Source organism: Snodgrassella sp. ESL0323 (assembly GCF_013346865.1).
GTDB lineage: Bacteria > Pseudomonadota > Gammaproteobacteria > Burkholderiales > Neisseriaceae > Snodgrassella > Snodgrassella alvi.
This window is the reverse complement of record NZ_JAAEDT010000009.1, coordinates 39,142-52,628: the sequence shown is the minus strand read 5'-3', so window position 1 is coordinate 52,628 and position 13,487 is coordinate 39,142. Positions and strand designations below refer to the sequence as shown.

Genomic DNA, 13,487 nt, shown 5'->3' with positions numbered 1-13,487 from the left:
GCCTATACAATTAAGTCAATACTGTGAGAAAACATTATGAATAAACCAGTAGCAGTATCCAAAACCAAACCCTCTGGTACCAGTTTTAGTTTTGAAGGTAAAAACCTTAAAACCGAGCAGATCGTTCGCGGAGAGGTGACTGCCAAAAATGAAGCAGAAGCCCGATCTAAACTAAAACGTCGGCAGATACGTGTCATTCAAATTACCAAGGTCAAAAAACAACGTCAGAAAAAAATCAGTCAGGCGGATATTACTGTTTTTACCCGACAACTATCCACCATGATGAAATCCGGGTTACCTTTAATGCAAGCATTTGATATTGCAGCAAAAGGTCACTCAAATCGTTCAATGACCCAACTATTGATGGAAATTCGTTCAGATGTTGAACAGGGTACTTCTCTAGCTGATTCTTTTGCTAAGCATCCGAAATATTTTGATGATTTTTACTGTAACCTCATCAGTGCCGGTGAAGCAGGTGGTGTACTGGAAGCATTATTAGATAAACTGGCTGTATATAAAGAAAAAACCCAAAGTATTAAGAAAAAAGTTAAAAGTGCCCTAACCTATCCGGTGGTTGTGGTCATCGTAGCAGTTGTTCTGGTTATTGTCATGATGATGTTTGTATTGCCGTCTTTTGCCAAAGTATATCAGGGTATGGGTGTAGCGCTTCCCTGGCTGACTCAGGTTATGATGAATATATCTGATTTCTTTGTGCGTTACGGTATATTTATTGTGATGGCAATCGTCCTCGGAGCAATTGGTTTTTATAAATGGTTTCAAAGCTCTGCTGATCTGAGAAAACGTTTTGATCATATGTTGTTAAAACTACCTATTTTTGGACCAATTGTTCGTAAAGCAACCATTGCCCGCTGGGCTCGCACAACAGCAACCTTGTTTGCTGCAGGTGTACCACTGGTAGAAGTACTGGATTCCGTTGCCGGAGCTGCAGGTAATATCGAATATGAAGAAGCTACTCAGGAAATCCGTGCCAAAGTTAATCAGGGTATATCTCTTACTTCTGCCATGCAGGCAACCGAATTATTTCCTAACATGGTAATGCAAATGGCATCTATCGGTGAAGAATCAGGTTCTTTGGATGACATGCTCAACAAGGCCGCAGAATTATATGAAGACGACGTAGATATAGCAGTTTCTCAGCTATCTTCCCTGATGGAACCAATCATCATGGTTGTACTCGGTCTGATTATCGGTGTTATTCTGGTAGCAATGTACCTGCCAATGTTCAATATGGGCAATGCAATAGGTTAATGTCTGATGTTAACTGATACCTTGTTTTTCAGCATAGTTGCACTAATATCAGGTTGTGCTGTTGGCAGTTTTCTGAATGTAGTGATTTATCGTTTACCTATTATGATGGAACGAAGCTGGCAGGCTGAAGCGCGAATGGCTTTACAACTGCCTGCAGAGCAATCTAACCGTTTTAATTTGTGTGTTCCGCATTCAGCCTGCCCGCACTGTCAGCATAAAATCCGCTGGTGGCAGAATATACCTCTAGTCAGTTATATACTGCTACGCGGACGCTGCGCTTCATGTTCAGCATCCATCAGCCCGCGCTATTTTTGTGTGGAACTTTTAACCGGTATTGCTTTTGCTGCAGTAGTCTGGCGTTATGATGTCACACCTGTTGCTGCGGGCGGTCTGATACTGACTGCCGCACTGATCACACTGACCTTTATAGATGCTGAAACCCAGCTGCTGCCTGACCAGATTACCTTACCCTTACTCTGGCTGGGTTTACTGTTTAACTGGTATTGTGAGTTTGTCCCGTTAGCTGATGCTGTCTGGGGAGCTGCATTGGGCTATCTTAGCCTGTGGTCACTTTTCTGGCTGTTCAAACTGTTAACCGGGAAAGATGGCATGGGTTATGGTGATTTTAAGCTATTGGCTGCTCTTGGTGCATGGATGGGTACCGCCGCATTGCCCTTAATTGTATTTATTGCGGCAATTGTCGGCATTATTGCTTCACTTATTCTCAGAGTTGCCCGTAGCCAGCCTATGGCTTTTGGTCCGGCACTGGCCATTGCCGGCTGGATTGTATGGATGGCAAATAGTCAGATTAATCAGCTGATTCACTGGTGGCTGCGTCTTTCCGGATTTGGTGCATGACATTCTGGGTGGGTTTGTCCGGTGGCATAGGCAGTGGAAAATCTGCAGTAGCAAGCTGCTTTGCTGCTCTGGGGGTGCCTGTACTGAGTGCAGATGAAATCTCGCATCAGCTGACTGCGCCTGATGGTCTGGCTTTATCTGAAATCCGCAGACAGTGCGGGAATAATCTGTTTCTTACTGACGGCAGTCTGGACCGGCCAAAGCTGCGCAATTGGGTGTTTGCCGATTCACAGAATCGCATTCTGCTGGAAAACATTCTCCATCCGTTAATTCTGCAAAACCTTCAGCAAGCCAGACAACACATTGCTTCGGATCAGCATTACGGAATTATTGAAATTCCTTTACTGGCAGAAAAACCGGAATTTCAACAACTGGTTCAACGCATACTCATTATTGAAGCACCGGTTAATATATGCATTCAAAGGATTCAGCAACGCAGTCATCTGGACGAAACAGCAATCCGTGCTATCATGACACAACAGGTTGACAGTAATAGCAGAAAAGCCATTGCCGATGACATTATTATCAACGATGGCAACTGGCAGGAACTTAACCGGAAAGTTATTCAGCAGCATCATTTCTATCAAGCTCTAACACCAGCCAAGTTATGACAGATATTATCCATTTCGAACACCCCTTGTCCGAGCGCGTCCGCAATTTCCTGCGCATAGCACACCTGTTCAAACACTTCCATGAGGTAGTGTCACGCAGTGAAATCTGGGCGCATCACTGTGCATTATTCTCACTATTTGAAATCATGGAAGCAGCAGCACGTGCTGAATTGAAACTGGATATTCTGCAAGAACTGGAACGACAAAAAGGTCTGGCCAGACAACGTGGCGAAGAAGGTAAAGATACCCTGGTAAAGATACAAACTGCAATTACAAATCTGCAAAGTGTTCAGCAAAAATTCGGACAGCATCTGCGCGAAAATGAATGGCTGATGGCAATCAAGCAGCGCATGTTTGTACCCGGCGGTACCAGCCCGTATGATTTACCTTCCTATTATTACTGGCAGCAAAAAAAACCAGCAGAACGTGAATTACAGTTACGCCAGTGGATCCAGAGCCTGTTACCTACTTATGAAGCCATCAAATTGCTACTGGAAATTCTGCGTCAAAACAGTCTGTCTGTCGACTGTCTGGCAACAAGCGGCAGTTATCAGCACAACAGCCTCGGACAGAACATTCACCTGCTGGGTATTAATGTTTCCCAGAATGCCGTTGCACTGCCAGAAGTATCTGCCAATAAATATTTTACCCATATTCGCTTTTTACAGGCATCACAACAACAGGCACGTGGTCCGGTCTTAACTACCGATATACCATTTACTCTGGTTATGTGCAGCTTTGATCCGGTAATCAAATAATGACTGAAAAAATCACCACTGTTATTTGTCCGATATGCGGGAAAAATGTTGACTGGACTCCGTCCAGCCGCTTTCGTCCGTTCTGTTCAGAGCGTTGCAAAATGATTGATCTGGGAGCATGGGCTAGTGAAAATTATAATCTGCCAGCCGATGAAGATCAGCCGCTAAGTGAAGAAATAACACCATCAAAGCATTGATAAACAGCGGAAAATATCACTTATAACCTCACAAATATTCAATTTTATGACTTCCCCTGCTCTTTGTATTAAACAAGCAGTAAAAACCTATGCTAATGGTTTTACTGCTTTAAAAGGTGTCAGCTTTAGTGTCCAGCCCGGTGAGTTTTTTGGTTTACTCGGTCCTAACGGTGCCGGCAAAACTACTCTCATTTCTGCAATGGCCGGACTAAGTCGCCTGACTTCCGGACAAATCAGCATTTGTGGTCATGATGTACAACTGGAAGCAAACACTACCCGTAAACTTCTGGGTGTCGTTCCGCAGGAGCTGGTTTTCGATCCTTTTTTTAACGTACGTGAAGCACTGAAGTTTCAGTCGGGCTATTTTGGTCTGCGTAATAACGATGACTGGATAGATGAGATTATCGCCGGTCTCGGATTGACAGATAAAGCCGGCACAAACACACGTAATCTGTCTGGCGGGATGAAACGCCGCGTTATGGTTGCTCTGGCTTTAGTACACCGGCCGCCTGTTATCGTACTGGACGAACCCACAGCCGGAGTGGATGTAGAATTACGTCAGAATCTGTGGCAGTTTATTACCCGACTGAATACAGACGGTCATACCATTATTCTAACCACACATTATCTGGAAGAAGCACAATCATTATGTAATCGCATAGCTATGCTGAAACATGGTGAAATTGTCGCACTGGACAGCACACGCAACTTACTGGATACCGAAACAGAATTACGGCTGGCATTAACTACAGATCAAACATTACCGGATAATTTACGTCATTATCTGATTAAAGAAGATGATAATAGCCATTATCTGCTCAAACTCGCTGACTACAACCAGCTAACAGCCTTATTACAAATTCTGCAGACTCAGAGAATTAACGTTATCAATCTGAATATTCTGGAAAACGATCTGGAAAACGTCTTTCTGCGCCTGACCAGTGACCATGTGAAAGGCACAAAATGAATACAATTGGTTGCTACACCCTTTTTAAAAAAGAAGTATTGCGATTCTGGAAAGTAGGTTTTCAAACTTTATCTGCTCCTATCCTCACCGCCCTGCTGTATCAGCTGATATTTGCTCATGTAATGCAGGGGCGTCCTGATATATTACCAGGAGTCAGTTACAATGTATTTCTGATACCGGGTCTGGCTATGATGTCCATGCTGCAAAATGCTTTTGCCAACTCATCTTCCAGCCTGATTCAGTCACGGATTACCGGTAATCTGATATTTATTCTGTTGCCGCCATTGGGTACCATTGCTTTTTTCTGTGCTTATGTCGGCGCTTCCATCCTGCGCGGGCTAATGGTAGGTATTGGAGTCATAGCAATAACGGCTTTTTTCGGATTATCCATGCCACATCATATCGGCTGGATCATAACATTTGCATTGCTCGGATGTGCCATTATGGGTATGTTTGGCTTACTTGCCGGCATTGTTGCAGAAAAATTTGATCAACTGGCCGCTTTTCAGAACTTTCTTATCATGCCTTTAACATTTCTGTCTGGTGTATTCTATTCCATCAACAGTCTGCCTGAATTCTGGCGCTCACTCAGCCATTTCAATCCGGTTTTTTATATGATTGACGGCTTCCGTTTTGGTTTTTTCGGCCAGAGTGATTCCTCTCCCTGGGTTGCACTAACGGTAGTCGGCAGCTTTGCCATCGTTTTGTGTATTCTTGTCTGCGGCATCCTGAAATCAGGCTGGAAATTACGCAATTAGACATAGCAAAACGCTATAATAGCGGCCTTACTAATAACTATTCCGGAGCCCGTTATGTTAACACCAGAAGAAGTTAAAACCATGATTGCAAACCTTCTGCCCTGTGAATATCTTGAGGTTGAAGGCGATGGTCATCATTTCTTTGCCCGGATTGTATCCAGCGCCTTTAACGGAAAAAACCGTCTGGCACGCCATCGTATGATTAAAGACGGACTGGCACAGCAGATTGCCAGTAATGAATTACATGCACTATCTATTACCACTGCCGCCACTCCTGACGAATGGGCTGTCAAACAGCATTAATCCGGCAAACAGACACTATTGCCATAATTGAGAATCCATATGGAAAAATTAAAAATCCGTGCTAACGGCGCATTACACGGTGAAATTGTTATTTCCGGCGCTAAAAATGCCGCTTTACCTTTGTTATGTGCCTCCTTACTGACTCGTGATACCCTGCATCTGACCAATGTGCCCATGCTGCGTGATGTTAAAACCACCCAAAAGCTATTACAGGGCATGGGAGCACGTGTACTTACAGATAATATTCAGGAATTTGAAATAAACTGTAACAGTATCAATAATACCTGTGCACCATATGATTTGGTTAAAACCATGCGTGCATCTATTCTGGTACTGGGTCCCACACTGGCACACTTTGGTGAGGCTCAGGTCAGTCTGCCCGGAGGCTGTGCCATCGGATCGAGACCAGTAGACCAGCATCTCAAAGGGCTTGAAGCCATGGGGGCAGAAATCAGTATTGAGCATGGTTATGTCAAAGCCCGAGCAAAACGTCTGCAAGGTGCACATATTGTTATGGATATGGTTACCGTAACCGGCACAGAAAATCTGTTAATGGCAGCAACACTGGCAAACGGAACGACTATTCTGGAAAATGCTGCCATGGAACCGGAAGTTACCGATCTTGCCGATTGCCTGATTAAAATGGGTGCCAATATTCAGGGAATAGGTACACCTACTCTTACCATTACCGGTGTAGAAAAGTTACACGGATGCAGTCACCGTGTCGTTCCCGACCGCATAGAAGCCGGAACTTTTTTGTGTGCAGTGGCTATGACCGGCGGCAAAGTCATTCTTAAACATGCTGCACCTAAAACCATGCAAGCTGTTCTGGAAAAACTGAGTGAAGCCGGCGCAATTATTGAAGCCGGTGACGACTGGATCAGCATCGACATGCAACAGCGTCCTAAAGCTATCGATATCCGCACCCTGCCCTATCCGGCATTTCCTACCGATATGCAGGCACAGTTTATGGTAATGAATAGTATTGCCAGCGGTAACAGTAAAGTAGTGGAAACTATTTTTGAAAACCGTTTTATGCATGTCCCCGAACTCAATCGTATGGGTGCCCGGATATCAGCTGAAGGTAATACTGCAATTGTGGAAGGTGTGGAACAATTATCCGGTACAACTGTTATGGCTACCGATTTACGTGCTTCTGCCAGTCTGGTACTTGCCGGTCTGGTGGCCAGTGGTGAAACTACTGTTGAACGTATTTATCATCTTGATCGCGGCTATGAAAATATAGAACAGAAGCTAGGCGGAGTGGGCGCTATCATTGAACGCATCAGTGACCACTAACATCAATAAATCACAAGGGCTGTCTGTATATTTATTTAGATAGCCCTTTATATATCATCAACATGATAAAATAAATAATCAGCATCTGATTTTTTATAAAATATCCAAATATATCAAAATTGATAAGAAATAATTATCAACGGATTTGTTTATGCACTTTTTTGAATATCTTTTTTGGGTAAATTACTCTTACTCTAAAATAATTTATTAAATAAATCAAAATCTTAAATTTTATTTACTGTGATTGAAAATATCTAAATTAATATTTTTTAAGAGAATTGAAAATATGCCGATAAAATCATAAAACTAACTCGTAAAATATTATTTTTCAAAATTAATTATTCATTTAAATGAATTGCATATTTACTCGTACGATCAAATCACGTAATCCACCATCTCCGGCAATCTGAACATAGTTAACCGCTGAGGTCTGAACCATACTGTCTGAGCCGGCTGTAATGACAGCGTACGAAACTCGGCCGGCGACAGCCATACCTGTATACGCTGATTATTATCCACCCGGCGCAACCATAACCTTATTTGTGCACCGATAGCATGTATTTCCTCTACGCATGCACTGGCAATTACATTATCCTGAATATGAGTTAATACCTGTATTTCCTGAGGCCGGATATAAACAGCTACATTCTGACGGGCTTTTTCTCCTGTGGTAATAGGTTCATGATAATGCCCCAGACACAATTGCCCGTGTTCAATACAGGCATCTTCAAATACATTAACCTCACCCAGAAACTCAGTAACAAATACATTTTCAGGATTATCATACAAAGATGAGGCAGCTCCGCTTTGCTCAACTTTTCCCTGATTCATCACTACTATCTGGTCGGCCATTTCTAGCGCCTCTTCCTGATCATGTGTAACCAGTACACTGGTAATCCCAAGCTGATGATGAATTTCTAGCAGCCACTGGCGTAATTCCTTGCGCACCTTGGCATCCAGTGCACCAAACGGCTCATCCAGCAGCAGCAGCTTTGGTCTGGTTGCCAAAGCACGTGCCAGAGCAATACGCTGGCGCTGACCTCCGGATAGTTGCTGCGGATATACTTTAGCCAGCCAGTCAAGCTGCACCAGTTGTAATAATTCATGCACCCGGGCAGCTATTTCTGCTTTATTCGGACGAATGCGGTTAGGCAGTACCTGTAAACCAAAAGCCACATTATCAAATACGGTCATATGCCTGAATAAGGCATAGTGCTGAAACATAAACCCGACCCGGCGCTCACGCACATGAAGATTACTGACCTCATCATCAGCAAAAAACAGCTCACCTGAATCTGCGCGTTCCAGTCCGGCAATGATGCGTAACAAGGTGGTTTTCCCACAGCCGGACGGACCAAGCAATGCCGTCAGTGAACCGGTTGGTACCTGCAGATTAATATTCTGCAAGGCATGATAATCACCATAATATTTATTTAATTGTTTAATACGAATACTCATAATCGCTACCCAGCACGGTACTTTACTTATTCAGTCGCTTACTGCAATCTGCTCGCGCCGTGCATCTTTGAACAAACGTGTCTGCCGCCAGTCGAGATACTTCTGTAATACCAGCGTGCATAAAGCCAGCAAGGCCAGTAAACTGGAAACAGCAAATGCCCCTACCATGTTGTATTCGTTATACATCATCTCTACCAGTAAAGGCATTGTATTGGTTTCACCGCGGATATGGCCTGAAACCATGCTGACAGCCCCGAATTCACCCATTGCACGGGCATTAGTCAGAATAATGCCGTAAACCAGAGCCCATTTCAGATTGGGTAATGTGACACGCCAGAACATTTGCCAGCCACTGGCACCCAGTATCAGTGCAGCCTGTTCTTCACTACTTCCCTGAGCCTGCATTAAAGGGATGAGCTCACGCGCCACAAAAGGGAAGGTAACAAACAGAGTCGCCAGCACCATACCCGGTACTGCAAAAATAATCTGTATTCCATGTGTTTCCATCCAGCCACCGAACCAGCTGTTACTACCGAAGAGTAAAACAAACATCAGACCCGCCACGACCGGTGAGACTGCAAATGGCAGATCCAGCAAGGTTGTCCATAACTGTTTACCACGAAATGAAAAATGGGTTAACAACCAGGCCATTGCCACACCCAGTATCACATTCACCGGCACAACAATAACAGTAATCAGCAAGGACAAACGAATAGCTGAGAGTGCCTCTTCATCAGTCAAAGCAGCCAGATACAATTGCCAACCCTTTGCCAGCGCAAAACTGAATACCGATAACAGCGGCAAAAGTAACAGCAAACCCAGACACAGCAGCGTTATGCTTATCAGCAAGTAGCGCAGCCAGCGCGGTTCGGTAAGCAACTCATTGGTTTTAACTGTGCTCATCAGTATCGTCCCTGCATACGCCGGCTCAGACGCCATTGCCATAAATTCAGCATAAACAAAATGGTAAAGGAAATTATTAGCATAAATAATGCGACTGCTGCCGCTGCAGGCAAATCAAACAATTCAAATTTACTGACAATAATCAGCGGCAGAATTTCTGATTTAAATGGCACATTACCGGCAATAAAAATTACGGAACCGTATTCTCCGGTAGCGCGTGCAAAAGCCATACCTGCCCCCATTACCAGTGCCGGTAAAACTTCCGGCAGCAGCACCCTGAATACAATGGTTAATCTGGAAGCACCCAGAATAGCCGCAGCTTCTTCATATTCTCCTGATAATTCTGCCAGCACCGGCTGTACTGCGCGTACGACGAATGGCAGGCTTACCAGCAACAATGCCAGCCAGATACCTGCCGGTGTAAATGCTATCTGCAATCCAAACCGGGTTAATAACGCACCTATCCACCCTGTAGGTGCATATAAGGTAGCCAAAGCCACCCCTGTTACTGCAGTAGGTAAAGCAAACGGCAAATCCACCAATGCATTAACCAGATCCTTACCCCAGAAGTGGTAACGTACCAATACCCATGCCACCAAAGTTCCCAGCAGCACACTGGCCAGCATTGCCAGTAAAGACATTTTCAAAGTCAGCCATACCGCAGCAAGTGTCCTTGGTTCAGAAATGACTTGTATAAAACCATGCCAGCCCAGATCAGTAACAGTCCATACCAGCATCGTAAATGGCAACAGCACCAGTACTGACAGCGATAACACACTTATGCCGAGACTAAGCGAAAAACCGGGCAGTACAGATGGCTGTTTTAAAAACAGCATAACCTTCTCTCCCACAGACCTGGCAGGCACAAACAATACCGGTAGCTGTATCAGACACACCGGCACACATTGGAAGCATCCTGTTCGGGCTATGTTCCAAGCGCAAAATACCAACCACAACAAGAAAATGAATTAACAAGTCAAAAAAAACAGAATGTAAAAATAAATTCAATCATTCCGTTAAATCAGAATCAGCCAACAATATAAAAGGCTGTTTGGGTGATTGAGAAAGAATATATTTTTGTAACCTAAGAAGCTGAGGTTATAACTCTTATCAAATCAGTAGTATTGCCCGTACCATCACCACGTAATATCATGGACGCAGGTTATTCAACATAAACACAAGTCTGCAAAAGCGAGAACACAATGCCAACATCACTTCTGGACGAGCGTAAAGATGCGCCCCTGTCGGCAGATATCAAATTCCTGACTGAAGCACTATTTAACGTCCTGCAAAATGAAACCACAGCTACTGTACAAACTGTATTGCGCCAGCTCCTCAGTGGTAATCAGCCACAAACCATCATTCAACAGGTGGTGCCTACCCTGGATTTACAACAACAGCAAGATTTGATTCGTGCATGCAGCCTGTTTGCACAAGTACTGAATATTGCCGAAGATGCCCACCATGAACGGCGGCGACAGGCATATGAAAATGACAGACAGCATCCCGGACGCACCAGTTTTACTCATGTTATCAACCAAATTCAGCAACAGCAGATTAGTGCTGCGCAACTGGAACAGATTTTGCAGCAAACCAGTATCAGTGCAGTGCTAACCGCTCATCCGACTGAAGTACAGCGCCAGTGCATTCTGTGCTTTCAGCGTCATATCCGCACTATTCTCAGTGAATATGACCATTCTGATAATCACTATAACGAACTGCTAAAGCAACAGGCTGAAGCTATTCTGCTGGCTTTATGGCAGACTGATGAAACACGCCATTTCAAAATCAGCGTAAGTGATGAAATTTATAATAGCGTTACCTATTTTCCATTAAGTTTTTTTAAAGCGGTACCAGCTCTTTACCGCAAACTGCAACAGCAGCTCACCAGCGCGTATCCGCAAATAACTCTTCCTGATGTACTCAGTATCGGTGGCTGGGTTGGCGGAGATCGTGACGGTAATCCGTATGTTAATGCAGATACTTTACAGGAAGCTTTCATCTTTCAGGGTGATACTTTGTTAAAGCATTATCATCAATGTCTGGATGAGCTGCACCAGCTGCTGCCACTTTCTTCTCGTCGCGTTCAGATTGACAGCAGCGTGTATCATATGGCCGAGCAGTCACCGGACACCGCAACGGCTCATAGCGAAGAACCATACCGCCGTGCTCTTACCTATATACAGGCACGCCTGAATGCCACCTCACGGCAACTGAATATTGCTCCACACAACCAGCATCATGGTCTGCCTCCATATAAACAACCGGCGGAACTTTTGCAGGAGCTTAATAATATAGCCAGCTCTTTACAACAAAATGGCAGTGCCCTGCTCACACAAGGCAAACTGGCGGACCTGATTCGTTCTGTTTCCCTGTTCGGTTTTCATCTGATGTCCATCGACTTGCGTCAGCATGCAGCCAAACATGCCGAAGTTGTAGCCGAGCTGTTTACACACGCCGGTCTTGAAACGTTTGAGACATTAAGTGAAGCAGCCAAACAGCGCGTTCTGTTACGTGAATTAAGCACCCAGCGCCCGCTATACAGCCCTTATATTCAGTATAGTCCGCACACCATGCGTGAGCTGGCTATATTCCAGACTGCGGCGAATATTAAAAATAACTATGGTGAAAGCGCTATCAATCAGTGCATTATTTCTAACGCCGAAACCGTTAGCGATATATTGGTGGTAGCGTTATTGCTGAAAGAAACCGGTTTACTCAGCATCAGTAATGAGAAACCGACCAGCCGGATTAATATTGTTCCTCTGTTTGAGACCATTGATGCCTTGCATAATTGCATCAGTATTATGGATAAATTGTTTAATCTGCCCTGGTATCGTGCTTTTTTGCGTAGTCGTGATAACCTGCAGGAAATTATGCTGGGCTACTCCGACAGTAATAAAGATGGTGGTTATGTAACCAGCCAGTGGTCACTTTATCAGGCTGAGTCGAGACTGGTACAACTATTTGGTCAGCACCATATCCGTCTGCGCCTGTTTCATGGCCGCGGTGGCAGTGTCGGTCGCGGTGGCGGACCTTCATTCGACGCAATCATGGCACAGCCGGCTGGCAGCGTAGCCGGACAAATACGCATTACTGAACAAGGAGAAGTTATTACTGCCAAATATGCTGATCCGACCAATGCAGAACGTAATCTTGAAGCACTCATTGCTGCTACTCTTGAAGCCACTGTTTTACCCATGCACAACAGTGAGCCTGACAGCGAACTGATGAATGCATTGTCTGCCAGCGCATTCACACATTACCGGCAATTAATTACCTTTCCGGGCTTTATTGATTATTTTCTGCAAACCAGCCCGATTCAGGAAATTGCGAGCCTGAATATTGGCAGCCGCCCCGCCAGCCGGAAAACACTGGCTAAAATTCAGGACTTACGCGCCATACCATGGGTATTTTCATGGACCCAGAACCGCCTGATGCTGCCGGCCTGGTACGGTTTCGGTAGTGCAGTAGCGGAACTGATTGAACAGGACAGCACCAATCTGCAACGCTTACAGCAGCAGGTTAAAAACAGTCCGTTTTTTCAAACCATGCTTTCCAACATGGATCAAGTCATGGCCAAAGCCGATCTCACTATTGCTGAGGCTTATGTAGATCTTGCCAGTGATCAGCAAGCTGCCAGAACCATTTACACCATGCTTTCTGAAGAGTTTGAACGCAGCCGACAGGCTTTGCTTAATATTTTGCAACGTCAGCATTATCTGAGTGATAACCGCACTCTGGCACGTTCTCTGGCCTTGCGTATTCCCTATCTGAATGCACTGAACTGGTTGCAGATACATCTGCTGCAACAATTACGCCAGCAGCCGGATAATAGTGAGATACTCCAGCTCATCCATCTGACAATTAATGGTATTGCACAAGGGTTGCGTAATACCGGCTAGATATTATCCTGTTTTGCGGACAGTATTTCTATTCTGTCCGCTCATCACCAGTACATATAACTTGAATTTTTCCAATGAAATATTTACTTTTATGTCCAAAATAAAATACTTGGATATTGATATATAAATATATTTAATTTTTATAAAAATCAACTCATTAAAATTAATAAATAAAAGTAATTATAAATCTGTTTCAGTCGC

At 44.3% G+C, this 13,487-nt stretch carries 13 protein-coding genes; 10 read left to right on the top strand and 3 right to left on the bottom strand.

Annotation, left to right across the window (positions count from 1 at the left end; all coding sequences use genetic code 11):
* The first annotated feature begins 36 nt into the window (after nucleotides 1-36).
* Genes GY065_RS01730 through murA form a run of 9 tightly spaced genes read left to right on the top strand, consistent with a single transcriptional unit; the run spans nucleotide 37 to nucleotide 7,020 of the window.
* Nucleotides 37-1,269 carry a type II secretion system F family protein gene (locus GY065_RS01730; RefSeq protein ID WP_037476130.1) on the top strand — a complete coding sequence of 411 codons (1,233 nt, stop codon included), beginning with the start codon at nucleotides 37-39 and terminating at the stop codon, nucleotides 1,267-1,269.
* A 6-nt stretch (nucleotides 1,270-1,275) separates the two neighbouring features.
* A complete protein-coding gene (locus GY065_RS01725; RefSeq protein ID WP_174832875.1) occupies nucleotides 1,276-2,127 on the top strand; it encodes an A24 family peptidase in 852 nt (283 codons plus the stop codon).
* A complete protein-coding gene (gene coaE, locus GY065_RS01720; RefSeq protein ID WP_174832874.1) occupies nucleotides 2,124-2,738 on the top strand; it encodes a dephospho-CoA kinase in 615 nt (204 codons plus the stop codon). Before GY065_RS01725 ends, coaE begins: the two co-directional genes overlap by 4 nt.
* Before the next feature lie 5 nt (nucleotides 2,739-2,743).
* Nucleotides 2,744-3,496 carry a cell division protein ZapD gene (gene zapD, locus GY065_RS01715; protein ID WP_174832900.1) on the top strand — a complete coding sequence of 251 codons (753 nt, stop codon included), beginning with the start codon at nucleotides 2,744-2,746 and terminating at the stop codon, nucleotides 3,494-3,496.
* Nucleotides 3,496-3,693, top strand: coding sequence for a DNA gyrase inhibitor YacG (gene yacG, locus GY065_RS01710; protein WP_025329859.1), 198 nt, complete (start codon nucleotides 3,496-3,498; stop codon nucleotides 3,691-3,693). The genes zapD and yacG overlap by 1 nt, the downstream gene beginning before the upstream one ends.
* A gap of 46 nt (nucleotides 3,694-3,739) precedes the next feature.
* Nucleotides 3,740-4,660 (top strand): ABC transporter ATP-binding protein, encoded by a 921-nt coding sequence (locus GY065_RS01705; protein WP_174832873.1) that lies wholly within the window; start codon nucleotides 3,740-3,742, stop codon nucleotides 4,658-4,660.
* Nucleotides 4,657-5,418 carry an ABC transporter permease gene (locus tag GY065_RS01700; protein WP_174832872.1) on the top strand — a complete coding sequence of 254 codons (762 nt, stop codon included), beginning with the start codon at nucleotides 4,657-4,659 and terminating at the stop codon, nucleotides 5,416-5,418. The genes GY065_RS01705 and GY065_RS01700 overlap by 4 nt, the downstream gene beginning before the upstream one ends.
* Nucleotides 5,419-5,472: 54 nt before the next feature.
* Nucleotides 5,473-5,721 (top strand): BolA family protein, encoded by a 249-nt coding sequence (locus GY065_RS01695; RefSeq protein WP_025329856.1) that lies wholly within the window; start codon nucleotides 5,473-5,475, stop codon nucleotides 5,719-5,721.
* 39 nt (nucleotides 5,722-5,760) lie between these two features.
* Nucleotides 5,761-7,020: a UDP-N-acetylglucosamine 1-carboxyvinyltransferase gene (gene murA, locus GY065_RS01690; protein WP_037476120.1), complete on the top strand. Its 1,260-nt coding sequence runs from the start codon at nucleotides 5,761-5,763 to the stop codon at nucleotides 7,018-7,020.
* A 375-nt stretch (nucleotides 7,021-7,395) separates the two neighbouring features.
* Here murA and GY065_RS01685 read toward each other — a convergent pair whose 3' ends face one another.
* From GY065_RS01685 to cysT, 3 genes are read right to left on the bottom strand one after another with little or no spacing between them, the layout of a single operon-like run.
* Nucleotides 7,396-8,478, bottom strand: a complete 1,083-nt coding sequence (locus tag GY065_RS01685; protein ID WP_174832871.1) for a sulfate/molybdate ABC transporter ATP-binding protein — start codon at nucleotides 8,476-8,478, stop codon at nucleotides 7,396-7,398.
* A gap of 30 nt (nucleotides 8,479-8,508) precedes the next feature.
* Nucleotides 8,509-9,381 carry a sulfate ABC transporter permease subunit CysW gene (gene cysW, locus GY065_RS01680; protein WP_025329852.1) on the bottom strand — a complete coding sequence of 291 codons (873 nt, stop codon included), beginning with the start codon at nucleotides 9,379-9,381 and terminating at the stop codon, nucleotides 8,509-8,511.
* Nucleotides 9,381-10,217: a sulfate ABC transporter permease subunit CysT gene (cysT, locus tag GY065_RS01675; protein ID WP_025329851.1), complete on the bottom strand. Its 837-nt coding sequence runs from the start codon at nucleotides 10,215-10,217 to the stop codon at nucleotides 9,381-9,383. The genes cysW and cysT overlap by 1 nt, the downstream gene beginning before the upstream one ends.
* Before the next feature lie 366 nt (nucleotides 10,218-10,583).
* Here cysT and ppc point away from each other — a divergent pair, with 366 nt between their 5' ends.
* Nucleotides 10,584-13,286 carry a phosphoenolpyruvate carboxylase gene (ppc, locus tag GY065_RS01670; protein ID WP_174832870.1) on the top strand — a complete coding sequence of 901 codons (2,703 nt, stop codon included), beginning with the start codon at nucleotides 10,584-10,586 and terminating at the stop codon, nucleotides 13,284-13,286.
* Nucleotides 13,287-13,487: the final 201 nt, after the last annotated feature.